Source organism: Bacteroides intestinalis (genome assembly GCF_003464595.1).
GTDB classification, from domain to species: Bacteria; Bacteroidota; Bacteroidia; order Bacteroidales; family Bacteroidaceae; genus Bacteroides; species Bacteroides intestinalis_A.
Genome location: NZ_QRZF01000008.1, coordinates 142177 through 169175 on the forward strand (window position 1 = coordinate 142177; position 26999 = coordinate 169175).

At 41.8% G+C, this 26999-nt stretch carries 18 protein-coding genes; 12 read left to right on the forward strand and 6 right to left on the reverse strand.

What is annotated here, in order from left to right; translation table 11 throughout:
- Positions 1-2: 2 nt before the first annotated feature.
- The 7 genes from DWW10_RS13200 (at position 3) to DWW10_RS13230 (ending at position 16244) form a co-directional block, all read left to right on the forward strand.
- Positions 3-2480: a glycoside hydrolase family 2 TIM barrel-domain containing protein gene (locus DWW10_RS13200; protein WP_022392825.1), complete on the forward strand. Its 2478-nt coding sequence runs from the start codon at positions 3-5 to the stop codon at positions 2478-2480.
- 875 nt (positions 2481-3355) lie between these two features.
- Positions 3356-6451: a SusC/RagA family TonB-linked outer membrane protein gene (locus tag DWW10_RS13205; protein WP_118422234.1), complete on the forward strand. Its 3096-nt coding sequence runs from the start codon at positions 3356-3358 to the stop codon at positions 6449-6451.
- 21 nt (positions 6452-6472) lie between these two features.
- The gene (locus DWW10_RS13210) at positions 6473-8098 is read left to right on the forward strand and encodes a RagB/SusD family nutrient uptake outer membrane protein (RefSeq protein ID WP_007217420.1); all 1626 of its coding nucleotides are present in this window, start codon (positions 6473-6475) and stop codon (positions 8096-8098) included.
- Between the two features lie 22 nt (positions 8099-8120).
- The gene (locus tag DWW10_RS13215; RefSeq protein WP_022392822.1) at positions 8121-9305 is read left to right on the forward strand and encodes a SusE domain-containing protein; all 1185 of its coding nucleotides are present in this window, start codon (positions 8121-8123) and stop codon (positions 9303-9305) included.
- A gap of 23 nt (positions 9306-9328) precedes the next feature.
- The gene (locus tag DWW10_RS13220) at positions 9329-10744 is read left to right on the forward strand and encodes an Outer membrane protein SusF domain-containing protein (RefSeq protein WP_022392821.1); all 1416 of its coding nucleotides are present in this window, start codon (positions 9329-9331) and stop codon (positions 10742-10744) included.
- A 303-nt stretch (positions 10745-11047) separates the two neighbouring features.
- Positions 11048-13879, forward strand: a complete 2832-nt coding sequence (locus DWW10_RS13225; protein WP_022392820.1) for a DUF4961 domain-containing protein — start codon at positions 11048-11050, stop codon at positions 13877-13879.
- Between the two features lie 127 nt (positions 13880-14006).
- On the forward strand, positions 14007-16244 hold the full coding sequence (locus DWW10_RS13230) for an amylo-alpha-1,6-glucosidase (protein ID WP_259320482.1): 2238 nt from the start codon (positions 14007-14009) through the stop codon (positions 16242-16244).
- Positions 16245-16247: 3 nt separating this feature from the next.
- On the opposite strand, the gene DWW10_RS13235 is transcribed toward DWW10_RS13230, so the two are convergent.
- Positions 16248-17231: a GNAT family N-acetyltransferase gene (locus DWW10_RS13235; protein ID WP_022392818.1), complete on the reverse strand. Its 984-nt coding sequence runs from the start codon at positions 17229-17231 to the stop codon at positions 16248-16250.
- 162 nt (positions 17232-17393) lie between these two features.
- On the opposite strand from DWW10_RS13235, the gene DWW10_RS13240 reads away from it, so the two are divergent.
- From DWW10_RS13240 to DWW10_RS13260, 5 genes are all read left to right on the forward strand, one after another.
- Entirely contained in the window at positions 17394-17930 is a 537-nt protein-coding gene (locus DWW10_RS13240) for a nitroreductase family protein (RefSeq protein ID WP_022392817.1), read from the forward strand.
- 2 nt (positions 17931-17932) lie between these two features.
- On the forward strand, positions 17933-18268 hold the full coding sequence (locus DWW10_RS13245; protein WP_022392816.1) for a hypothetical protein: 336 nt from the start codon (positions 17933-17935) through the stop codon (positions 18266-18268).
- On the forward strand, positions 18265-19059 hold the full coding sequence (locus DWW10_RS13250) for a Rossmann-like and DUF2520 domain-containing protein (protein ID WP_022392815.1): 795 nt from the start codon (positions 18265-18267) through the stop codon (positions 19057-19059). The genes DWW10_RS13245 and DWW10_RS13250 overlap by 4 nt, the downstream gene beginning before the upstream one ends.
- 106 nt (positions 19060-19165) lie before the next feature.
- Entirely contained in the window at positions 19166-19693 is a 528-nt protein-coding gene (locus DWW10_RS13255; protein ID WP_022392814.1) for a KdsC family phosphatase, read from the forward strand.
- Between the two features lie 45 nt (positions 19694-19738).
- Entirely contained in the window at positions 19739-20320 is a 582-nt protein-coding gene (locus DWW10_RS13260; protein ID WP_007664386.1) for a Maf-like protein, read from the forward strand.
- A 1-nt stretch (position 20321) separates the two neighbouring features.
- Here the strand turns inward: DWW10_RS13260 and DWW10_RS13265 are convergent, their stop codons facing one another.
- The 5 genes from DWW10_RS13265 to DWW10_RS13285 form a co-directional block, all read right to left on the reverse strand.
- Positions 20322-21320, reverse strand: coding sequence for a M20/M25/M40 family metallo-hydrolase (locus tag DWW10_RS13265; protein WP_022392813.1), 999 nt, complete (start codon positions 21318-21320; stop codon positions 20322-20324).
- Between the two features lie 19 nt (positions 21321-21339).
- Positions 21340-23529: a tetratricopeptide repeat protein gene (locus tag DWW10_RS13270; protein WP_022392812.1), complete on the reverse strand. Its 2190-nt coding sequence runs from the start codon at positions 23527-23529 to the stop codon at positions 21340-21342.
- Between the two features lie 66 nt (positions 23530-23595).
- Entirely contained in the window at positions 23596-24510 is a 915-nt protein-coding gene (locus DWW10_RS13275; protein ID WP_022392811.1) for a glutaminase, read from the reverse strand.
- An 18-nt stretch (positions 24511-24528) separates the two neighbouring features.
- Positions 24529-25551, reverse strand: a complete 1023-nt coding sequence (locus DWW10_RS13280; RefSeq protein ID WP_022392810.1) for a porin family protein — start codon at positions 25549-25551, stop codon at positions 24529-24531.
- Positions 25552-25665: 114 nt separating this feature from the next.
- Positions 25666-26925, reverse strand: a complete 1260-nt coding sequence (locus DWW10_RS13285; RefSeq protein WP_118487072.1) for a phosphoglycerate kinase — start codon at positions 26923-26925, stop codon at positions 25666-25668.
- Between the last annotated feature and the right edge of the window lie 74 nt (positions 26926-26999).

Below are 26999 nucleotides of genomic sequence, written 5' to 3' on the forward strand. Positions count from 1 at the left end.
AAATGAAGAAGATACTATTCATCTCTTTCTCCTGCTGTATTCTTTTTTCTTTGATGGCAAAAGCTCAGCGTATAGAAACACTGTTGGAGAAGAACTGGAAGTTTACAAAAGGTGAAGTAGCGGAAGCCATGAAGCCTGAATTTGATGATCGCAAATGGGAAACTGTAACTGTACCTCACGACTGGGCCATCTTCGGTCCTTTCGATCGCAGCAACGACTTGCAGGAAGTAGCAGTAACGCAAAACTTCGAAAAGAAGGCTTCTGTCAAGACCGGACGTACAGGTGGGCTCCCTTACGTAGGAATAGGTTGGTATCGTACTACGTTCGATGCTCTCGCTGATCAGCAGACGACACTTGTCTTTGATGGTGCAATGAGTGAAGCCCGTGTATACGTCAATGGGCAAGAAGCATGTTTCTGGCCATTCGGTTATAATTCTTTCCATTGCGATGTCACCGGACTTCTGAATAAAGATGGTAAAAACAATACCCTTGCTGTACGTCTGGAGAATAAGCCTCAATCTTCCCGTTGGTATCCTGGCGCAGGACTTTATCGCAATGTGCGTGTAGTGAGTACTGATAAAGTGCATGTTCCTGTATGGGGTACTCAGCTGACTACTCCTCATGTTTCTGATGAGTATGCCTCAGTACGTCTGTTGACGACTATTGCTAATGATGAAGGAAAAGATATCCGTATCGTAACAGAAATTATCTCTCCCGATGGGAAAGTTGTTGCAACGAAGGATAATACCCGTAAGATTAATCATGGTCAACCTTTTGAACAAAACTTCTTGGTGAATGCTCCTTGCTTGTGGTCACCAGAGACACCTTATTTATATAAGGCTGTTTCCAAAGTCTATGCCGATGGCAAGCAAACGGATGAATATACTACTCGTTTCGGCATCCGTAGCATAGAAATCATTGCCGACAAAGGATTCTTCCTGAATGGTAAGCACCGTAAGTTCCAGGGGGTATGTAATCATCACGATCTCGGTCCGTTGGGTGCTGCCATCAATGTTGCTGCATTACGTCGCCAACTCACACTGTTGAAAGATATGGGTTGCGATGCCATTCGTACCGCTCACAATATGCCTGCACCGGAGTTAGTGCAACTCTGTGATGAAATGGGCTTTATGATGATGGTGGAACCTTTCGACGAATGGGACATTGCCAAATGTGAGAATGGCTATCACCGCTATTTCAACGAGTGGGCAGAGCGCGATATGATAAATATGCTGCATCAGTTCCGCAACAATCCTTGTGTCGTGATGTGGAGCATCGGCAATGAAGTTCCGACCCAATGTAGCCCGGTAGGTTATAAAGTTGCTTCTTTTTTGCAGGATATCTGTCATCGTGAAGACCCGACACGCCCTGTTACTTGCGGTATGGATCAGGTTTCCTGTGTTTTGAAGAATGGCTTTGCAGCAATGATTGATGTACCCGGTTTTAATTATCGTGCACACCGTTATCTGGAAGCTTATGAACTGCTACCGCAGAATATAGTACTTGGTTCCGAAACTTCTTCTACCGTTAGTTCTCGTGGCGTATATAAATTCCCTGTAGAGAAACGCGGGGATGCGAAGTACGATGATCATCAGTCTTCCGGATATGATTTGGAGCATTGTTCTTGGTCTAATGTTCCCGATGAGGATTTTGCTTTAGCAGATGATTATGACTGGACTATCGGTCAATTCGTTTGGACAGGATTCGATTATCTGGGTGAACCTTCTCCCTATGATACGGATGCATGGCCGAGTCATAGTTCTTTGTTTGGTATTATTGACCTTGGCAGCCTCCCTAAAGACCGCTACTATTTGTATCGCAGTCTTTGGAATAAGAATGTGAATACACTTCATGTACTTCCTCACTGGACATGGCCGGGTAGGGAAGGGGAGAATACTCCTGTCTTCGTTTACACAAACTATCCGACTGCCGAACTTTTCGTTAATGGGAAAAGTTATGGTAAACAGCATAAACTGACAGCCGAAGAAAGTAAAGCTATTCAAGGCAAAGATGCGCTTGCTCTCCAACGTCGTTACCGCTTGATGTGGATGGATGTTCCTTATGAGCCGGGTGAGGTGAAAGTCGTAGCTTATGATGTTTCAGGTAAAATAGCAGAGGAAAAAGTGGTCCGTACTGCCGGTAAACCTCATCACTTGGAAGTGGTAGCTGATCGTTCGCAACTTACTGCCGATGGCAAAGACTTGGCCTATATCACAGTTCGCGTGGTCGATAAAGATGGAAACCTCTGTCCTTCGGATAGTCGTCTTGTTAACTTTACGGTGAAAGGTGCGGGTCATTATCGTGCTGCTGCTAATGGAGATGCTACTTCACTCGATTTGTTCCACTTGCCGAAGATGCCTGCTTTCAGTGGTCAGTTGACGGCAATTGTTCAGACTGCCGAGCAAGCCGGTGAGATAGTATTTGAAGCTAAAGCCAAAGGGGTAAAGTCCGGTAAACTTACACTTTATTCTTCAAAATAATAAGGTATTGATTTAAGAAGCTTTTCCATTCCTGTCCTCCCGTTTGTAATTATAACAAATGTGCGACAGGGATGGGATATGTACGACCCATAATGGCTGCTTTATGTAGGAGGCTGAATTAGTGAGGACGAGGATATGCCTAATTGTCATTGTGACAAATTGTATTTTAGGTTAGCTGAGAGTGCGCTATTTCTGGCCGTAGGCCTACAGAGTTGGAAATATGACAGTGAAAAGAAACAAATGTCAGATTAATAGTTGAATAGCGAAATGCTTACATTCGTTTTAGAATGAAATATTCATGGAAAATAGCTCTTATAGGTGAGAGACGTGATGCAAATAAGTGTATTGGCTGTAAGTAGTAACCCTTTTGCTTGTAAGTAGTAACTCTTTTACCTGTAAGTAGTAACCTTATCACCTGTAAGTAGTAACCCTTTTCTGTATAAATAGCTATCAAAGCTGCAATAATATGCGGTTTTAGTGCATTCTTATTCTTTATTTATTCGAAGAATGTGCTGGTTTGCGGATTTATAAAATGAGGTATGTTATGAAAATAGGGAATGGGCTAGCATTATGGATGTAAAATAAGTGTTTCTATTGTTGTTTTGACATTTTGTAATTCTTTGTTCCTTGAAAATGATTATGTATTTGTCTATCTCAAAGACTAATCCTTTTCTTGTGTAATGGCGCAACTTCCTGCAATCGTTTGCACTGTTGCAATTGCATATTTCTCATATTTCTTATATTTTAATATTTTAATAAAGCATATTTTTGTTGCGTCGTGTTATAGATACCTTATAAAAGAAAAAGCAATCGAAAGATAATTTCGAATATATAATATAGGTAATTAATATTGTTAACTTTAATTTTTTAAATGCATGAAGCAAGTTAATCTTAGAATCTATCGAATGATTCTTCCCCTATTGATGGGGTTATTCTTGTCTGTTAGCGTTTATGCACAGAACATCACCGTGAAAGGGCATGTAAAGGATGCCATGGGTGAGGTGATTGGCGCTAATGTCGTGGAAAAAGGTAATACCTCGAATGGTACAATCACCGACCTTGACGGTAATTTTACACTGAGTGTTCCCAAAGGGGCAACGCTGGTGGTTTCTTTCATTGGATATCAGACTCAGGAAGTGGCTGCGGCTCCTTCGGTAATTATTACCTTGAAGGACGATGCCGAGTTGTTGAATGAAGTTGTCGTAATTGGTTATGGTCGCGCTAAGAAAAACGATTTAACCGGATCGGTGACAGCTATCAAACCTGATGAAATGAACAAAGGTTTGCAGGTTAGTGCGCAAGACATGATTACCGGTAAGATTGCTGGTGTTAATGTCCAGAATAGTGGCGGTGAACCGGGTGGCGGAGCTTCAATTCGTATTCGTGGTGGTTCATCATTGAATGCTAGCAATGATCCGTTGATTGTAATCGATGGTCTGGCTATGGATAATTACGGTATGCAAGGTATGTCCAACCCTTTAAACCTTGTAAATCCTAATGATATTGAAAGCTTTACAGTGTTGAAAGATGCATCTGCTACAGCAATCTATGGTAGCCGTGCTTCTAATGGTGTGATTATTATTACCACTAAGAAAGGACGCAAAAATATGAAGCCGACTATTTCTTATAATGGAAATGTATCGGTGAGTACTGTGACTAATAAGTTGGATGTGCTGAGTGCTAATGAATTCATGAACTTTATAAAGAACAAGAGTGGATTGGAAGGTGCTGATTGGGAAGCCAGTGACTATTATAAGAATATGGGTTACTGGAGTGCATATAATGCTGATGGAACACCAGCTGATGGAGCTCAACATCTTTTTGCTGATACAGATTGGCAAGATGAGATTTACCGCACGGCCATTGCTACCGACCATAACATCACGTTGACTGGTGCTTACAAGAATCTTCCTTATCGTGTTTCTTTGGGTTATACAAAACAGCAAGGTATTCTTAAAACCTCAGACTTTGAGCGTTATACAGCTAGTGTGAGCTTGAATCCTACTTTCTTGAACGATCATTTGACTGTGAATTTTAATGCCAAAGGAATGTATTCTAATACAACGTATGCTAATACCAGTGCTATTGGTGCGGCCAGTGAAATGGATCCAACAAAGCCTGTTATGATTGACAGTGAATTCTACAACAAAAACTTTGGTGGCTATTTCCAATACAGTTCACCTGTAGATCGTGGTGATGATGAATGGAAATATTCTATAAACTCTCTGTCTACGCGTAATCCTATGGCTTATTTAAATACAACTTCAGATAAGGGTAAAGGTAAGGAACTGACTGGAAATATTGAGTTGGATTATAAAATTCATGGTCTTGAAGATCTCCATTTACATGTGAATGCCGGTATGGACTTGAAGAGTGGTAAGAGTGACAAATATTATAGCCGTTATAATTACGACAATTATTATTATGGCAGTCAGGGCTGGAATACTCAGGACACTTATAATCTTTCACTGAATATGTATGCCCAGTACACTAAGGATTTTGGCAAGAATCATCATTTCGATGTAATGGGTGGTTATGAATGGCAGCATTTCCATAAAGAAACTGATTATTACTATTACGGTACTTATCCTGATACCAACAAGGAACATCCCGGTGAAATAAAAGACCCGTCAGAGAATACTCTCTATAAGACTGAGAATTATTTGGTATCTTTCTTTGGTCGCTTGAACTATTCGTTGATGGATCGTTATTTACTGACTGTTACGCTGCGTAATGACGGTTCTTCACGTTTCCATAAAGACAATCGTTGGGGATTGTTCCCTTCTGTTGCAGCTGCATGGAAAATCAATGAAGAAGCTTTCCTCAAAGATTCTAAAGTCGTTTCTGATTTGAAACTTCGTTTAGGTTGGGGTAAAACTGGTCAGCAGGAAGGTATTGGCGATTACACTTATTTTGCTTCTTATACGACTAATGGTTTGGGTGCATATTATCCAATTGTAGGCAACGGTATGACTTACCGCCCTGATGCTTATAATGCCGCCCTGACTTGGGAAAAGACTACTACCTACAATGCTGGTATTGATTTGAGTCTTTTAAATGATCGTTTTACTGTAAATTTAGATTATTATTACAGAAAGACTACTGACCTTATCAATACAGTGGCTGTTGCTGCAGGTTCTAACTTTAAGAATAAGGTTACAAGTAATATTGGTGAGTTACATAATCAGGGTGTCGAATTATCGTTCACTTATCGGCCTATCCAAACGAAAGATTGGCGTTGGGAATTGGGTTATAATATAACTTATAATGATAATAAGATTGATAAGCTGTTAGCAAGCGATGATGCTGATTATAAAATCCTGCATGGAGGTCTTGCTGTAGGTGATTCTGGCTCAGATGGTATTAAAGCTTGGGCTGTGGGACATCCGGTATCAGCTTTCTATACTTATCAACAGGTTTATGACCAGAATGGCCAACCTATTGAAGGACAGTTTGTAGATCGTAATGGAGATGGTACTATCAACTCGGCAGACCGTTATTTCTATAAAAAGGCTGATGCTGATGTGATAATGGGTATGACGTCTAAATTGATTTACAAGAATTGGGACTTTGGCTTTTCTCTTCGTGCAAGTCTTGGTAATTATGCTTATAACGGTGTAGAAGCCGGACGCTCGAATATTTCTGTAGAACGTTTGTTCAATGGTAATACATGGCACAATGTAACCAATATGGCAATGGCCAAGGATTGGAGTTATATTTCTACGGAAGATGCTTTGTCTGACTACTTCATTCAGAACGCTTCATTCTTGAAGTGCGATAATATCACTTTGGGATATAGCTTCGAAAAGTTATTCGGAATGAAAATTAGTGGTCGTGCTTATCTTACAGCTCAGAATGTCTTTACAATCTCTAAATACAAGGGCATTGATCCGGAAATCAATGGTGGCTATGATGGTAATATTTACCCCCGTCCATTCACTGGTGTATTTGGTGTAAGTCTTAATTTCTAAACCATATTATAGAAAAATAACATGAAAACAAAAATACTGAAATCAATAATACCTGCTGCGGCACTTGCGCTAACATTGAACTTTAGTTCTTGTATAGGCGACTTGGATGTCAGTCCAATTAATCCGCAGCAAACGATGGAGTTCGATAATGACGCCGTCTTCAACAAAATTTATGCTAGTTTTAGTCTGACAGGGCAATCAGGACCTAATGGCAATGGTGATATTGATGATGTTGATGAAGGACGTTCAGGTATGTTCCGCTCTCAGTGGTATCTCAATGAATTTACTGCTGACGAAGCACATTGGGTATGGGCAACAGATGCTGGTATACCGGAATTGCTTCACAACTCATGGGGAGAGAGTTGCGTATTCTCGGCTGCTCTTTATTATCGTCTTTATTTCACAATTACACTTTGTAATTTCTATTTAGGGCAAGAAGGTAATGCAGCAGACCAAGAGATACGTAATGCGGAAGTGCGTTTTATACGTGCTTATAACTATGCGCTTGTTATGGACTTGTATGGAAATGCGGCCTTTACTGAAACTGTGTCTGCTGAAATGGCTTTAGGCTATTCAAGAAGCCAGTTTTTTGAATATGTTGAGAGAGAATTAAAAGAATGTGCTGATTTGATGGCAGAACCTGGTAAAAACACTTACGGCCGCGCTGACCGTGTGGCTGCTTGGAACCTCTTGGCACGTATTTATTTGAATGCAGAAGTCTATACGGGTACACCTCGTTGGGATGATGCCATGACTTATGCTGAAAAGGTTATCAATAATGGTTATTATCATCTTAATACAACGGGAGCTACTAATCCAGTAACTGGTGAGAAATATACAGGTTATCAAATGTTGTTTTTGGCCGATAATAATCGTAATGGAGCACAATATGAGAATTTATTGGTAGGTCTTACTGATGGTGAAACTACCAAAAGTTATGAAGGAACCAATTTCCTTATACAGGCGTCTTACTCTAACAAGGTGCCGACAGACAATTATGCTCCTTCAGGTGCCGACAACAATTGGGGTAAATGTATTCGTTTGCGCAAGCAACTTATTGATAAGTTTTTTACGACTAAACCTGCTGAAGCTGCAACATTGCAAAATATGATTACTGCCGCAAATGATGACCGTGCATTGTTCTTCAATAAAGGAATGGATATTTCTGTTTCCGATGAAGGTACTGATGAAAATTTGGGATATAGCTGCGTGAAATTCCGCAATGTTAATTCTGATGGAAGTAATAATGCAGTTATTGAATTTGTCAATACAGACCTGCCCGTTATGCGTATAGCTGAGGCATATTTGACTTATGCGGAAGCTTCAGTTCGCAAGAATGGTGCTATTGGCAATAGTGATGCCAAAGCGAAAATAGACGAATTGCGTACACGTGCACATGCCCCTGTAAAGAGTACTTATACATTGGACGATATCTGTGATGAATGGAGCCGTGAGTTCTGGCTTGAAGGACGTCGACGTGTTGATCTTATTCGTTTTGGCAAATTTGCCGGACAGTCCAGCTATAAGTGGGAATGGATGGGAGGAGTTTATGAGGGTAATCAATTCCCCTCTTATATGAGTATTTTCCCTTTACCGGTAAATGAGATCTCAAATAATAAAAATCTGAAACAGAATACTGGTTATTAATCTCTAAATGAAAACAAGGAATATGAAAAAATATATTATTGCATCTTTGTTGGCAGGTGTTGCTCTTATGGGCTTTACATCGTGTGAGGATGACAGAGACTCCAATCCTACCTTGACGGTACCTGATAGTTTTGTGCTGAATACACCTGCATTGGCTGGTAATGTGTATGATTTAGCTAATTGTGAGGGGATTGAACTGTCTTGTAAACAACCAGAGTTTGGTTATACGGCTGCTGTAAGCTATTATCCGCAACTTTCATTGACTAATGAATGGGAAAATGTGCTTGATGAGAACGGTGAAATAGTAGGCAATCCCAAATTTGTACAATTGGAAAGTTATAGTACGAAGGCTAAATTTGATGTTGCTGCTAAAGATTTCAATAAAGCCATTATGAAAATAGGTGGATATACGGCAGAAGAGCAAATACCAGATAATCTGGATGTATATATACGTCTTAATGGCGTTCTGAGTTCTAAGCAAAACACTTATTCAAACAGTATAACAGTGAAAGTTAAACCTTTCTTTCAAGCATTGGTTGCTGCGGATACTGAATTATGGTATCTTATCGGTGCTTGTGTAGGAGATGGTGCATGGGGTTCAGAAATTGGTGTTTCTGTTTATCCGATGTCTCCAGTAGAAGGTGGTAAGTTTGATGAAGTAACGGGTAAAGGACCGCTTACTTATACAGGTTATTTCACACCTGAACTTGGTTTCAAGATTGTTCGTGTTCCCGGTGAGTGGGCCGATCAATGGGGAGCTGTTGATGGAGATATTAATCAGCCTCGTTTGAAAGATGATAGTGGTGAAGGTTCTGATTTTAAAGTTCCTTCGGCAGGCTACTATCGAATTGACCTTGATTGTTATACGAACACTTTGACATTCACTGCCCTTGACAAGGAGCCAGCGGAATACTCGCAGATGATGATTGCAGGTGACTTTACTAATTGGGGAGATGGAGCTGTGAGCATGTCTCCAGTAGATACTTATGCGGGTGCTCGTCCACATGTATGGATGTACGATATGAGCATAACTGAAAATACAGGGATGAAGTTCCTCGTTGATAGCAGTTGGAATCCTAACTGGGGCGGTGATAAGTTCCCGTTTGGTTGGGGTGTCGGCGGCGGCGGTAATATTCCTGTAGAGGCTGGCGATTATCGAGTCATCTTTAATGATATTACCGGTTACTATCATTTTTACAATAAATAATAATGAATAAATAATTGATTAGTATGAGAAAATCATTCATATATGGTATAGTTCTTACAACCGCGTTTCTTAGCGGTTGTAAAGGAGATTATGATGACTGGGCAGCTCCTCAAGGTTTTGATGCGGAGGAGGCTAAAAATATAAGTGTGAATATTACGCCTGCTGCAGCCATTGAAATGGAGAATGTTACTACTGAAACTATTCAGCTTTTTACAGCGTCGATAGATGCTCCGGAAGGTATGGAAGTTACTACTTATGAAGCTGTGCTGAGCAAAATAGATGAGAATGGAGTTGCACAGGGAAAAACTGTCTTGGCAGCTGATGCTTCAGGAAATGTATCTACTAAAGAAGTCGTAAGTGCAGTGGAGAGTTATTATGGTAAGAATCCGATTGCACGTAAATTGGCTATAACTGTAATGGCATACATTAAACAAGCTGAACAGGCTTTTTGTGTAAGTTCCAATCAAGCAGAAATACAAGTAACGCTTATTAAGCCTGACATCTCAGAATCTTATTATCTTGTTGGCGATATGGCTGGATGGGATGAGGCAAGTATGATAAAATTCACCCATAGTGATGTGAATGTTTATGATGATCCAGTGTTTACCATCTCTATAACTACCACAGTTGATGATCAATATTGGAAAATTATTCCTCAAAAGAATATTGACGCAGGTGACTTCTGGGCAAATCCTGGAGTTGTAGGTCCTAAAGTTGATGGAGATGATGCTATGAGCGGTCAACTCGTGAATGAGGGCGCTGGTGCAGGAAAGATTGCGAAAGCCGGTAAGTATAACATGACTATTAATATGATGGATTATACTTATGAAATTACGGAAGCTCCTACGGAACTTTATATGACGGGCAGTGAGTACTCTTGGGGTGGTGTATGGAAACAACTTACTCCAGTAAATGGTACAGGCACTGATTATTGGACGATTGTATATTTGAGTGTCGGCGAAAAGATTAAATTCGCTCCGCAGGCCGATTGGGGAAATGATTTTGGTGGTCAGGCAACGGTGAATGATGAAGCTGGTGCAGGTTTGGTTGCTGATACTGATAATAATTTGGAAGCCAAGAATGCCGGTTGGTATCTGCTTCATGTTGTTAATGGTGCAGAACGCATAGTTAATGTGTTGGCTCCAAACGTTTACTTGACAGGTGATACGGCTCCCGGAGGATGGAGCATTGATGAAACAGGAAAGTTTGTTGTTCCGGAAACAAAAGATGGCGAATTTGTGTCTCCTGCATTCGTGGCAAGTAAAGAAGTGCGTATGTGCGTCAATTTTGGTGGCTACGATTGGTGGAAGGTGGAATTTATTGTTCTTGATGGAAAGATTGTTTATCGTGGCAACGGTGGTGATCAAGAACGGGTAAGTGTTTCAGAAGGCCAGAAAGCCTATTTGAATTTCACTGACGGTACAGGAACTTTTAAGTGATCCAATTTTAGAATTTAAACCAGGCCCTCTTCCTCATTTTTCTAAATATGGGGGAGAGGGCTTGTCTTATCTTACACATAATCTAGCAAAAACAGTCTGATAAGAGGTTTTGGAGGAAAAAATCATCCTAAATGAACGAGAGAGGATGGTATGATATATTTTTGCTTTATGTTAATAAAAGAGATGTATTCTTTAGGTCATGCAACCGTTTGCATTATTTCTTCTCTTGCTTCTGTTTCAAGCACTTGATAATTTGGGATAACTACTGTACTTTTGAACTATTAACTCATAAATTGATACCGAATGAAAAGACTCTACGCTTTTTTTATTTGCTTGTTAGCTGTTTTAGCTATGCAAGCGCAAATAGTAACTACTACTCCGGATTTCCCAACAGAAAATGATGAGGTAACCATTATCTTTGATGCAACGAAAGGTACCGCAGGACTGAAAGGCTTTACTGGTGATGTGTATGCACATACAGGAGTGATACTCAGTACGGGTACAAGTTGGCAATATGCCCCAACTTGGGGAGATAACTCGGCGAAGTATAAACTGACTTCATTAGGAAATGATAAATGGCAACTGAAAATAACCCCTAATATTCGTGAATATTATGGCGTTAAAGATGGAGAAACAGTAAAACAACTGGCTTTTGTTTTTCGTAGTGCAGATACATCAAAAGAAGGCAAGGATACGGGTAATAAAGATATATTCGTAGATGTGCATACTGCCGGTTTAACCGTTCGTTTCGATCAGCCTGCTGAGAAAGAAAATTTGATCACAAATACTGCTCTTACAATTAAAGCTTCTGCTTCTGTTGCTTCAACTCTAAAACTCTATGTAGGTAATACTGAGATAGCTACTGAAGCTAATGCTACTACAATTTCCCAACCTTATACATTCTCAACTGCCGGAAGCTATACTTTGAAAGTAGAGGCTACTGCTAATGGTAAAACAGAATCTGCTACCCAAGAAGTAACAGTACTGAATGGAACAAGTACCTCGGAGACAATGCCCCAAGGTGTGCGTCCCGGTATTAACTATATCAGTGATACAGAAGTTACTTTGGTGTTGCAGGCTCCGGGTAAAAAGTATGTGTATGTGGTAGGTGACTTTAATGATTGGATGCCTAAAGCAGACTATCAGTTGAAACAAGATGGTGAATATTTCTGGATAACTCTTTCCGGATTGATAAAAGGTGAAGAATATGCTTTTCAATATTTGGTAGATGGCTCTATTTATATTGCAGATCCTTATACAGACAAAGTTCTGGATCCTTGGAACGACCAGTATATTGAAAGTACGACATATCCGAATCTGAAACCTTATCCAGCCGGAAAAGCAGAAGGTATTGTTTCTGTATTACAAACAGGACAGACTGTATATAATTGGAAAGTAAAGAACTTCGAACGCCCGGCTTCTGAGCAATTGGTTATTTATGAAATGTTGGTTCGTGATTTTACTGAAGAACATACGTTTAACGCTGCAAAAGAAAAGCTGGGATATTTAAAGAATCTGGGAGTAAATGCTATAGAATTGATGCCTATTAATGAGTTCGAAGGAAATACGAGTTGGGGATATAATCCTTCATTCTATTTTGCCGTGGATAAGTATTATGGTACAAAGAATGATTTAAGAGCTTTTGTGGATGAATGCCACAGTCAAGGAATGTCTGTTATTATCGATCTTGTGCTCAATCATAGTTTTGGTCAGTCTCCTTTCTATCTTTTGTATAAGGATGTGGATGGGAAGCCCTCTGCTGATAATCCGTGGTATAATCAAGAATCAAATATAAAGAATCCGAGCCTCTCATGGGGATATGATTTTAATCATGACAGTGAATATACCCGTGCTCTGGTAGATAGTGTAGCAGGCTTTTGGATGTCGGAATACAAAATTGATGGTTTCCGTTATGATTTTACGAAAGGTTTCTCCAATACTCCTTATGGGGAGAATGATTGGGCTAATGGACCGGATGCTGCACGTATTGCCAACTTGAAGCGTATGTCGGCTGCCGTACAAAAGCGCCAACCGGGTGCTTATGTTATTTTTGAACATTTGGCAGCTGCCAGTGAAGAAAAGCAGTTAGGAGATGCGGGCATCTTGCTATGGTGTAATAAAAATGAAGCATATTGTGAAACTGCTATGGGATGGAGTGGTTCAAAAACCGATTTTTCTGGTTTATTTGCGGGGACATCCAGTATGCCTGCTGGTAGTTTAGTAGGATATATGGAAAGTCACGATGAGGAACGTACAGGATTTAAAGCCTGGAAATGGGGAAATACCGGAGTAATAGCATCAACTACGAGTAAGAATGACGGAATAAGTCCTTCAACAGGAAGTAATATTAATCTCTCTACCCGTACTAAACGTTTAGCTACTAATGCGGCCTTCTTCCTTACTGTACCCGGACCAAAGATGATCTGGCAATTTGGTGAGTTAGGATATGATTTCTCTATAAACAACAATAGTGATGGTTCTAGTTATGACGATCAGGGCGGTTATCGTACGGATCCTAAACCTATACGTTGGGACTATTTTGAAGATGCTGATCGAAAAGGATTGTATGAAACGTATGCTGCCCTTTTAGATTTTCGTCATTCATATCCTGAACTATTTGCTTCGAATACTACATTTAGCTGGAAGGTAGGTGCTACAAATTGGGATAATGGACGTACCTTGTCAGCTACTTCTACTGATGGCAAGTCTTTTGTAGTGGTTGGAAACTTTACTTTGGCAGATAAGAACCTTTCTGTAACTTTCCCGGAAACAGGTACATGGTATGAATTTCTGAAAGATAATGAGCCATTGAGTGTGTCAGGTGCTACACAGACTATTGCTGTCCCTGCTCATGAATTCCGTCTCTTTACTAACTTTAAACCGACTTTGACTGGGATTGAAACCACTACTCCTGATACGGAAGTGCCTTTGATATATTATAATAAGGCAATAGATACTTTGGTGTTACCTGTTGGAGAGGCTAAACGTGTAGAAGTATATTCTGTAAACGGAATGCTGGTGATGACGCAGGAAAGGTGTACTTCTGTAGGCTTGTCAGCCTTACCTGTTGGTTATTATATGGCACGGGTTTATATGGAAGATGGTAAAGTACAGGTTTGCAAAATAATGAAATAGGTTAGTTGTTGTAAATATGGTTGTAAATTGGTGTTTTTCAAAGAAAGCTGCGAGTATATTACTTGCAGCTACTTCTTTTTTAGTAATGTCTTGCAGTGAAAATGTAAAAGAGTTATCTCCGTTAAATATGGATAAATTAGGTATCACTATACCTGGCGGACAATCACGTGAGTATTCTTATACAGATAAGAATGGTGGCTTCTACTATGGAATGACCTCTATTGATGATTGGGGAGACTGGTATGCAGGTTGGAATATCTATGCTAAACGTATCTTTGCTGATTACCGTTTGCATGTGGATGGTGAAAGATTGTATCGGAAAGATGCTCGCACATCGGTATATCCTGACAGATTAATCCGCCATTATGGAAAGGCTGTGGAAACATTTTCTCTGGTGGATGAACCAAAGTTATTATATGTTCGTATGGATAGTGTGCAGGGAAAACATATCTCATTAATGTTGATAGGAGGAAATGTCGTAGATGCACGGAAAGATGGGAATTCAATACTTTATACAGCGAAAGAATCGCCGGAGAATGTAATACGCATAGCACCTGTAAAAGAAGTGGGAATAGAATTTGCTGATAGTCTGATAACTGTTCCGACTTCTTCTGATGGTTTCCTGATCGCTTTCGGTACCGAAGGAGAGAGCCGGAAAGTAATAGAAGATTTTCGTCAAGAAGGAGAAAAGTGGTTGAACACACGTAGCCAGCGTATTCAGTCGTTACTCGATCATAATCCTTTAAAAACAAATCAGGATTCTTTAGATCATGCCCTTGCCTGGATTATGCTCACTAACGACCAGTTGATAACTCATCAACATGGTGGTTATGGCATGTATGCCGGTCTGCCTTGGTTTACGGATTTCTGGGGACGAGATATGTTTATCTCTATGCCGGGTGCAGTACTCTGTACAGGACAGTTTGATACGGCACGTGATATTCTAGCCTCTTTTGCACGTTACCAGGATACTATTTCTACTTCTCCTACTTACGGGCGTGTACCCAATCGCTTGAATCTGGAAGGTGTTCTCTATAATACTACCGATGGAACACCCCGCTTTGTTATGCAAGTGCACGATTATCTGAAATATACCGGTGATACGGCCTTTGTAAAAGAGATATATCCTTCCGTGAAGATTGCTACGGATGCATCCCTCCGTCTGTATACTGATGAGAAAGGTTATCTTACTCATGCAGGTGCAGATACCTGGATGGATGCCAAGCGCCAGGGTAGATATCCATGTTCGCCACGCGGCAATCGTGCTGTAGATGTGCAGGCATTATGGTATACCCAGTTGATGAATGCTGCAGACCTTGCCCGATACATGAATAAGGAAGAAGATGCACTATGTTGGAGTAAGGCGGCAGAGCACCTTCGTTTAAGCTTTGAACAAGACTTTGTTGATACTGCTACTACGTTTATTTATGATCATTTGAATACGGATGGAAGTGGAGATATGCAATTCCGCCCCAATGCTATCTATGCGTTGGATTTGATTTCTGATTCAGATTTAAAGATGCATGAAACAAAGGAAGTCTGGGAACGCCTGGTATATCCGTGGGGAGTATCTTCACTCGACCAGTATGACGAACAGTTTCATCCTTACCATGAGCAATGGTATCGTTATCATAAAGATGATGCATACCACAACGGTACGATATGGCTTTGGAACAATGGTATGGCTATGCAACGGATGATAGAAAACGGTCAGCAGGATATAGCCTATGCGTTATTCAAAAACATGAATCGTCAGGCACTTGCCGAAGGTGCTGTTGGGAGTTTGTCGGAGAATGCAGATGCGTGGCCACGTGCCGGGCAGACATGGGTACGGCGTAGTGGAACTTTCCTGCAGGCATGGAGCAATAGTGAACATATCCGTGTATGGAATCAATATTTCTTGGGTATTCGTCCCGATATGCTTAACCATTCCATTACTATCGATCCTAAACTTCCTTCTGATTTGAAAGAGGTAGATGCGCAAATAAACGTTGGAGATGGTACCCTGCGTATGGTCTTCTCTAAGAATGGAGCTAACGGAATTTATCGTTATGAATGGACGGGTGCGCCTGTATCTCTTAAACTGAATATTGATTCTTATCAAGCATTGGAAGTTCCGGTTTCAACCAACAGTTCAGTGAATATCAAGACAGATGTAGTAAGTCTGAAAGTAGAAGTATCGGATGCTTCCGGTAAACAAATCGCAAATTATACAGTGGAACCGGATGCTGCCAAGCTGGAGAAGAAGCAACAACAGGATGCCTATTTCCACAATACTCATTTTGCAAAGCCATCTTACAGAGAAAATCTGAAGAGTATGTCTCGTTACTTTGATCCGCCGCTGACATACCAAAGTGTGGAGTGAAGTCTATTCGTAGATTTTGTTTAGTATTCTATTCAGCCATTCCCAACGGAAACGGAACCAGCGGCGAGTACTGCTTTGCTTGCCGCCGAAGCGTAGGACAAACTCGCGATAACCATGTTTGCGGAAGGGGAGGCCGACATCCATAAATTCAAGATGGCGGTAGCCGCGTTGCTTGGCATCAGATAGAGCATGCCATACGGCAAGTATGCCCGGATATTGGAGCGCATACGTCTTGCGCATGCCACCGGAGAACCAGAGATAGGCATTATCTTCGGAATAGATGCAGGCACTGCCACCTATAATTTTATCTTTGTAAGTGACAATGAATATTTTGCTTTGTTCCCCTTTCATCATTTCTTCTTCCATGCGTAGGAAGAAGACTCTGCTGGGGAAGTGGCGGCGTATTTTTGAGGAATAAACATGGTGTAGCATCTGGGAGAAAGCACGTACTTCCTCAGGAGTATGAGCTTCACGCACTTCTGCACCATTTTTTAATCCTTTTTTTATCTGACGGATACGTGAGGGGCTGAAACGACTTTCTACATGTTCGATGCTATGTAGCGAATTGCGTACCCGTAGCCAGTTGATGGCAAAGTAACGATTCTTGCGGAAAGATTTATATCCGAACAGCGAATTTTCCAGATTGCGAAATTCAATAAGAAATGCTTCCCGCAATGCCTCGGCAGTTAACCGTTGTAGGATTTCGCCAAAGACAAATTCTTTATCGACTGTTTCATCGAAATATTCTCCTGTGCCATAGATTTCACATCTCTTGATGATAGAGGGTGGAAACAAACGAACACTCTTTCGTATTGCCGCCAATAGCTTGGCAACGGGCCTTCCTGCCTCTGATGCAACAATGAGAAGGGGTGTATAACCCGGGGTTGCTTCATAGATATGAAACAACTCAAGGGAGTGAAACGTATTTTTGCCCGGTAGTTCCGGGATGTTACTCCCGTGGTAATATGTGGTTAGTTTCAAAGGCATTGACTGCAAATTTAAAAAATAATCTCGTATCTTTGCGTTCTTAAACGATAAATTAGCTACAAGCTACCGGCTACGAGCTACAAGTGCCATTCGGCTATGTTAGCGCAGCCACTTGTAATTCGTAGCCGGTAGCTTGTTACTTAATAAATAATAGTACGATATATGGAAAATTTCAGTGAATTACTAAAGGTTCGCCGCAGCATGCGGAAGTTTACAAATGAAGAGTTGACACAGGAACAGGTGGTTGCTTTGATGAAAGCTGCACTGATGTCGCCTACTTCCAAGCGTACAAATGCATGGCAATTTATCATGGTGGACGATAAGGAATTACTAGAAAAACTATCGCATTGTAAGGCACAATCGTCGCAGTTTATTGCTGATGCCCCGCTGGCAATTGTGGTGACGGCCGATCCGTTGGTTAGTGATGTGTGGATTGAAGATGCTTCCATTGCTTCGATTATTATACAGTTACAGGCAGAAGATATGGGCTTAGGCAGTTGTTGGGTACAGGTGCGCGAACGTTCTACGGCTACTGGTATGCCTTCCGATGAATATGTGCGCGAGGTACTCGATATTCCTTTGCAGCTACAAGTCCTCAGTGTCATTGCTATCGGACACAAGGGAATGGAGCGCAAGCCCTTTAGTGAAGAACATTTGCAATGGGAAAAAGTTCATATCAATAAATTTGGAGGAAAGTAACGGTGAGCGCAGCAAAAGCAAACAATAACCGCGATACTTACAGGGCTACGGCTGTTACACTGATTGTTTTCGGCATACTTTATCTGGTGGATAAATTGATACATTTCTCCAATATCGGCCTGCCGTGGGTGATGAATAAAGATAACTTCTTGCTTTATACAGCAGTAATATTCCTCATTTTCAAGCGTGACAAGTCTGTAGGGCTGGTGTTGATTGGTTTATGGTTAATACTGAACTTCGGATTGATTACAGCATTACTCGGTACGATGTCTGCTTATCTGTTACCTGTGGCGCTGTTAGTTCTCGGAATTATTTTATATTGGCTGGCTACAAGATGAAAAGGAGTGTACAAGATACGCCAATAGTCTTTATCGGTGCCGGAAACCTCGCGACTAATCTGGCTAAGGCTTTATATCAGAATGGCTTTCGTATAGTACAGGTATATAGCCGTACAAAAGAAGCTGCATGTGCATTGGCGCAGACGGTGGAGGCTGGATATACAACCGAACTTTCTGAAGTGTCTAAGGATGCCCGATTATATATTGTCTCTTTAAAGGATGATGCTTTCGTGACATTATTACCTGAAATTGTTGCCGGAAAGGAAGATGCTTTACTGGTACATACAGCCGGAAGTATTCCTATGAATATCTGGGAAGGTAAAGCATCACGTTATGGAGTGTTTTATCCTATGCAGACTTTCAGCAAGCAGCGCGAAGTTGATTTTCGCGTAGTGCCTTTCTTTATAGAGAGTAATTCGTCTGAAGATACAGAACTATTAAAGGCAATTGCTTCTGTTCTTTCGGAAAATGTATACGAGGCAACTTCTGAGCAACGGAGGAGCTTGCATCTGGCGGCTGTGTTTACTTGTAATTTCACGAATCACATGTATGCCCTGGCGGCTGAATTATTGAAGATGTATGATCTTCCATTTAATGCCATGCTGCCTTTGATTGATGAGACAGCCCGTAAAGTGCACGAATTGGAACCAAAGCAAGCGCAGACGGGGCCGGCTGTACGTTATGATGAGAATGTGATCAATAAACATCTGGAGATGCTTGCGGGTGAACCGGAGATGCAGGAATTATATCGATTGGTTAGCGAGAGCATACATCGGTTGCATAACAAGTAATGTTCCGGTGTATAACAAGCAATGTTTTGAGGCATAACAAGCATTGTTTTACCACCTGACAAGCATTGTTGTTTCTGATAAATAACCCAACTAAAAACCGAATATAGTGAGTACTATCAATTACGATTTAAAGAAGATAAAGGCCCTTGTTTTTGATGTCGATGGCGTCTTAAGTGCTAATGTTATCCCGATGAGTCCGGATGGCGAACCGATGCGTACCGTGAACATTAAGGATGGATACGCCTTGCACCTTGCCGGCAAACAGGGGCTGCTATTGGGTATCATAACCGGTGGACGATCTGAGGCTGTTCGCAAACGTTTCGTGGCTTTGGGAATTCCTTCTGTGGATATTTATATGTCTTCTTCCGTGAAAATCCATGATTATCATGATTTCCGTGATCGTCATAGTCTTAAAAATGAAGAGATTCTTTATGTAGGAGATGATATTCCCGATATCGAGGTGATGCGTGAATGTGGATTGCCATGTTGCCCTAAAGATGCATCAGCGGAAGTGAAGGCTGTTTCCCGCTATATATCTTATGCTAATGGCGGCTATGGTTGTGGCCGGGATGTCGTGGAACAAGTCCTGAAAGTTCAGGGACTTTGGATGGATGATAAAGCCTTCGGATGGTAGGATGACGAGCAAATTAATAATTAATAATTAAAAATTAAAGAGGCGGTGTTGGACAATTTGAAAAAGTATAAGGTGATACTTGCCAGTAATTCTCCGCGAAGAAAGGAATTGCTTGCAGGTTTAGGTGTGGACTATGAAGTGCGGACTTTGCCCGATGTGGATGAATCTTATCCTGAGACTTTGCAGGGTGCGGATATACCTTTGTATATTGCTAAAGAAAAGGCGGACGCTTATGTTGCCATGATGCAGCCCGGTGAATTGATGATTACTGCTGATACAATTGTATGGCTGGATGGTAAGGTGCTGGGTAAACCCCGGGATAGGGAAGATGCTTTGCAGATGTTGCGCACTATGTCCGGGCGTACCCATGAAGTTTTCACCGGTGTATGTATAACGACTACCGATTGGCAGCGTAGTTTTACTGCACAAACCGAGGTGCGTTTTGCCACTTTAAGTGAGGAGGAAATAGCCTACTATGTGGATAATTTCCAACCGATGGATAAAGCCGGTGCCTATGGAGTGCAGGAGTGGATCGGTTTTATCGGAGTGGAAAATATCTCGGGTAGTTACTATAATATCATGGGGCTTCCTGTACAGAAATTGTACAGGGAATTATTGAAAGTATAGTTCAATACTCTTTCTCGTTCGCCAGATTCCAGGCATTCAGAAAGGATGCTTTGGTTATCTCCACTATCTTCTCCCAATTCAGTTTGTCTGTATGATCGGAGGGCTGATGGTAATCCGGGTGCCCATCTGTATGATACCAGATAATAGGAACTCCCGCTTTGGCAAAAGAACCGTTATCACTACCGCCTATGGGATTATCCCATGGACGATAGTCGGGTTCCAGCCGGAGGTTGTATTTCTTTATATCTTCTTTTAGCCATTTTCCAAAAGCCGGATTAGCCTCCGTATAGAAATAAACTACATGCATGGGTTGTTGTGGCTTATTATTACGGGCTATCATGTCGAAGTTCAGATATCCTTTGATCTGCGAAATGAACGGACAGGTTTGTACAAAGTATCTGGAACCCAGCAATCCTTTCTCCTCACCGTCCCAGAAGGCAAAAATAATATTCCGTTCCGGTTGTTTGCCGCTCGCAATGAACGCTCTGGCTATTTGCAGAACGGCTGATACACCGGAAGCATTATCATCAGCACCATTATAAATTTGATCACCTTCAAGAGCAGGATCTATTCCCAAATGATCAAGGTGCGCACCGACAATAGCGTACTCACTGGTGTTTTTGCCGGGGATCATTCCCAGTACATTTGCCATAGAGAGTTTCTGATGCACTTCCTTTTTGAATATGGTTATTGAATCGGGGTGTACTTCTAATCTTCCCCTTTTCTGGCGTTCTCTTCTGTATGCTTCAAAAGGTTGAAAATAGCTGTCTCCCAATGGTTGTATTCCCATTGCCTGAAGCAATGAAGCAATATATTGGGCAGCTACCTTCGAACCATGGTATCCGGCTTCCCGCCCTTGTAATTCATCGTGAGCCAGAAAACCGATATACGCTTCGGCAGATGCCCGGTTTATGCTTTCCAGTCCTTTCTCTACAGGACTTTGTGCTGCTGCCAGATAGCTAAGGCAACAGAATACAGCCAGTATACAATATTTCCTCATCAGCTACTTATTTATGTCTTTATTCAATCATATCCAGCATTAATGGAATTTCTTCTCCTGCAATACCTTGTTTGAGAAGACTGCTCCGGTCTCTGTCGAATATTTCAAGGAAAGCATCTTTACTTCCGCTTTCTGCCATGGCCTTGCCATATAGCCCGACTGCTTTTTCTATGTTTCCCAGTACCCAGGCCACGTGTCCGGCATTGAGATAATCCGTAGCAAGTGGCTTGGCAGCAAGGAGTTTGTCATAATACTTCATAGCCTGTTCGTGCTTACCACTGACAAATGAACACCAGCCAATGCCGCGCCATGCCTTCATACAGTCGTTTTCCAGGAAGTCTAACTTGAAGAAATATTGCAGGGCATCGTCATACCTTTTTTGTTCTGCCAGGCAACTACCGGTATAGAACAATACATTGCGATTTTCCGGTTGGATAGCTTCTACGCGGTGATAGTATTCCAAAGCTGCATCGAAATTCTTCATCTGGCGGTAACAGGTAGCCAGATGGCGAAGTGTCCACAGGTGATCGGGCTTCAGCATATCGGCTTTCAGATAAGCGTCCACAGCTTCCTGATAGCGTTTCTCCTTTTGCAGGCAGAAACCTGTCTTTTGGAAAATGTCCGCATTGGCCTGTTTCCGGTCTATTAATATCCGGTAGAGTTCCAACGCTTCTGCAGGATGTTCCTTGCTGAAGTGGAAGTCGGCAACGGCTACTAATAATTCGGGAGCACTCAACAATTCTTTCAGTACCGGATTGCGGTGCAATGCAATCTCTTCCTGGAAGATATTATGAAACTCGAATCTGCGTTGGCTAAGTTTGAAGAAACGGTATAAATCGTGAATGTACTGGTTACTGATAACATCAGGCCGTTCAGCATATTGTTTCAGGCTGGCACTATTCTTTTCTTCCATAAAGTCGCTTTGATCCTGAGGGGTCATCTGGTTTAGCATCATGTCACGTTGTCCCTGCGGAAGTTGTGCAATAGTGAAGCAAAATGAATACTTATCACTGTTGCAGAAGAATCCTGATTGCAGGATGATAGAGAGGACAGAACTCTCATCACTCTGGTTCAAACCCACCTGATGGATAATGCTGGAATGCATCCGGTCGAAAGGATAGAACCAGTTATGTGGTTCGCGGAAAAAAGGATACCCTTTGAGTTGTGCGAACGTGCTCATATAGACATCTGCTCCTTCCAGTTGCAGATCGTTCATCTCGCGTATTTTATCCCCCAAACCCGATTGCTCGAAAGCTTGTTCCCAGTCAGGATTGCGGTCATTTTCATCTGTTTCTTCAAAACCGAACTTCATGTTGCGCATGATATTCACGTTCTTCATCATTTCAGGAATGATTTCTTCCCGCATCTTCCTGTCGATCTTCTCCGTTTCCTGGCTACGAAGTAGCTGGATATAAATGCGGTTCACCTGCTTGCTGAAGTTCGGGTCTTCTCTGAAAAGAGAAATACGTGCTTCCAATTCCGGATAAAGTGCAATGCGTGAAGGATAGAGATGCAAGGTAATAACAAGTCCTACCAATGCCCTTTGGTTGATTTGCGGATTGGTATGGCGAAGCCCGTCGAGCAACCAGTTTACTTTGCGCTCATCGAAACACTCCATTAAACTGAGTGTGACAGCACTGACAAACAGGCATAAGTCATTGGTTGGCAATGTCTCCGAACGAAGCATATCTTCTGCCTGGGCAAATTCTTCCAAAGTCCAACTACTGTTGCTCCAGGTAGTAAGAAACATTACCTGATGTGTTTCTTCATGCCGTCTCAGGATAGCGTCTAAGCCCTGATAATTTGCTAACTGTGATACAGCCATTTCATCTGCAAAGCCTTCCAGGATCTTTTGCTGGCCGGAAAGGTCATAAGCCTTCGGAAGTTGGTTGGGATTCCTGCGCAGGGAGTGGTAATAGTGGGTGGATATTTCATCTAATAATGCAATACGTGTCTGGTCAGCAATCTCCCATGTATCAGCCAATAGTTGACGATACAGTTTCTGCCGTTCCGGGTCTTTCATACCCAGTTTCATGTATTGCAACATATATTGATAGGAAGTCTGGATTTGTTCCAGTCGGTTACGCAGACTCCAGTCGTTACCATTATATAAGAAAGCATCCAGTTGAACGAGAGCTTCTTTCAATCGTTTATCTTCCAATAAACTGACTATTTGATTATATTGTTTTTGGATGGATTGTTCATTCATATTCAGTCCTTTCTTTAATACTTTATTAATATAAGGTACAAAAATGATGCCAAAAAGTTCGGGGTCTTAGAAAATACTGATAGCTGTTTTAGTTGTCAGCAATTCAAGGGCTTTCATGCCCATCACAGAGTTACCTTTAGAGTTAAGTCGCGGACTCCATACTGCTACTGCATACTTGCGTGGGCAGACAGCTGCAATGCCACCACCAACACCACTTTTTCCGGGTAGCCCCACCAGATAAGAGAATTCTCCGGCTTCATCGTAGAAGCCGCAGGTCTGCATAATGGCATTGATACGTTTCACTTGTGAAGTCGTCAGTTCGATTCCATTAAAACTGAACGGTCTTGTATGATCGGCGAAAGGAAGGAAAGAACGTGCCAGTTCCCGGCAACTCATGCCTATGGAACATTGAAGAAAATAAAAGTGAAGTACCCGCTCAATATCGTTTTCTATATTTCCATGATATTTCAGCATGTTGGTAATGGCAGCATTCAGATAGCCATGCTCCCGTTCGGAAGTTGCCATACCTTCATTATATTCAATCTGGTTGTTGTCGCAAAGTTTCCGTACGAAAGCGAGATAATCCTTTTCCGGATTATCGAGTACTGAAAGCAGGATGTCTGCCATTACTAATGCTCCCGCATTGATGAGAGGATTGCGGGGAATTCCTTTCTCCATTTCCAGCTGGAAGATGGAGTTGAATGCATTACCGGATGGTTCTACACCTATACGTTTCCAGAGTTCATTGCCCATCCGGCTGAAACTTATCGCAAGAGAGAATACTTTTGAAATACTTTGTACGGCGAAACGCTCGTCACTGTCTCCTTGGGCATATTCTTTTCCTTCAATAGTACGCAGGCAAATGCCATAGCAATCAGGATTGACTTTCAGCAACTCAGGAATATAGCTTGCCGGTTTACCCATTTGGGCGTATGGCTGTATCTCTTCGTATATTTCTTTCAGAATTTCGGTGTAGTCCATGGTATATAAGGTTTTTCTTTAGAAGCGCACTTGCAATTGCGCTTGCAGCAGGTTACTGTTATCTCCGATATGGCGGTTGCAGTATGTATACTGTGCCTGTACCCTGCATTTAGGATAGAACCAATATTGTAAACCTACTACATAATTACTTTGCTTATCATCGAGTACTTTGCTCTTATTAAGATAATCATAAGATGCTATTACATCTACTTTCGGGAATACATGTGCAGATGCTGTTACATAATAACCGTCACTTTTGATGCGTCCGTCTTTTCCGGCCAGGTATTCCGTGCGCACATCCACCGGTTTGGTTTTAATGACTGCACCTGCCGACCACCGGTTACGGGTATAGTTTTCGCCTACCTGTATGTCGGGATTAAGGCTGGAAACGGCCACAGCACATCCTTTCCCTTTTACAAATGAACCGCCTACAGACAGCCAGTCGAGTGGATGGACCATCAGGCTACCTACAATATCCTTCTGATTGTTTTTATCTTTCAGGTTGATACCTTGCCCATTCATTACCGCAAGATTATAGTTCACCAGTTTTCCAAACAGATCACCATAGATCAGGAGTCCCATATCACGTCCGCTACTCGAGCCATACAAAGGATCACTGCCATTGATGCCAGCCAGATAATTGACAGATTGCGAGTAGCAATTAATCAGTTCCACATAGCAGGGAGACATTGGGTTTTCAATGGTATACATGGTTTTGAATTGTCCGATGCGGGCAGTCAGTTGCGGAAGGAATTTATATTCGGTATATGCTTCAAGGATTTTTCCAGTATTGGCAAAGCTGTACATGAAGTAGCACAACCAACGGTCAGTAATTCTACCTTCTGCCATAAAGATAACCCGCTTGATGTCGAACGTATTACTGCTGCCGTCGGCATCATCGTAGGTATAACCCACCTGTGCGTAGCCTGCGAGTTTGATACGGTCTTTAAGGGTATTTACTACATCGTTCAAACATGCATCTTGTGCTGTTGCTATCAGTGCGGAAAGTAGGAAAGCAAAGGATAACAAAGTTCGTCTCATTTCTATGATAAATGTGTTAGGGAAGATAATTGATCGTTTACTATAAAAATATAAGATTAAAAAAGGCAACCCTTCTTTTCAAAGAGCTGCCTTTTGGTATGATAATGTTTATTCTTATTCGTTGATAGCAGCGATACCCGGAAGAACTTTTCCTTCGATTGCTTCGAGCAATGCACCACCACCTGTTGAAACGTAAGAAACACCGCTTGCCAAGCCGAACTTGTTAACGCAAGCTACAGAGTCACCACCACCTACAAGTGAGAATGCACCGTTTTTAGTAGCCTCTACGATAGCTTCGCCTACTGCACGTGAGCCGTGAGTGAAGTTTTCGAATTCGAATACACCTGTCGGGCCATTCCATAAGATAGTCTTGGAGTTTTTGATAACGTCTGTGAAGATTTTCTCAGTTTCAGGACCGATATCCAGACCTTCCCAACCATCAGGAATTTGGTCAACCGGACAGAACTTAGTGTTAGCGTCGTTAGAGAAAGCGTCAGCAATCTTTGCATCAACAGCCAGTACCATATTTACACCTTTTTCTTTAGCCTTTTTCATCAGGTCGAGAGCCAGATCCAGTTTGTCATCTTCGCAGATAGAAATACCGATCTTACCACCCATAGCCTTAGTGAAAGTATAAGTCATACCACCTGCGATAATCAGGTTGTCAACCTTGCTCAGCAGATTTTCGATAATTTCAATTTTAGAAGAAACTTTAGAACCACCCATGATAGCAGTGAACGGACGTTTGATGTCATTCAATACTTTATCAACAGCCTTCACTTCTTTCTCCATCAGGTAACCGAACATTTTGCTGTCTTTGTCGAAATATTTAGCGATCAAAGCTGTAGAAGCGTGTGCGCGGTGAGCTGTACCGAAAGCGTCATTTACATAGCAGTCAGCGTAAGAAGCCAATTTCTTGGTGAATTCCTTCTGGCTTTCTTTAACGGCTTTCTTAGCAGCAGCTTTTTCTTCGTCTGTAGCGTCTTCAGCCAAACCACGGGGTTTGCCTTCTTCTTCAGCATAGAAACGAAGGTTCTCGAGCAACAGCACTTCACCCGGTTGCAGAGCAGCAGCCTTAACAGCAGCTTCTTCGCCCATACAGTCGTTAGCGAATTGTACGTCAACACCCAACAATTCGGAAAGATGATTCAGAATGTGTTTCAGTGAGAATTTGTCAGCCGGACCTTTCGGACGACCGAGGTGAGAACCAATAATTATACTACCACCGTCAGCCAGAATTTTCTTCAACGTAGGAAGAGCAGCACGCATACGGTTATCATCTGTAATGTTGAAGTTTTCGTCCAGAGGCACATTGAAGTCCACACGAACGAATGCCTTTTTACCGGCAAAGTTGAATTGATCAATTGTCATAATACTCTATTTTATTTAAAAGTGTTATTAATTCGTTTTCGTGAGCGCAAAGTTAGCATTTATTTCTTTCTTTTGCT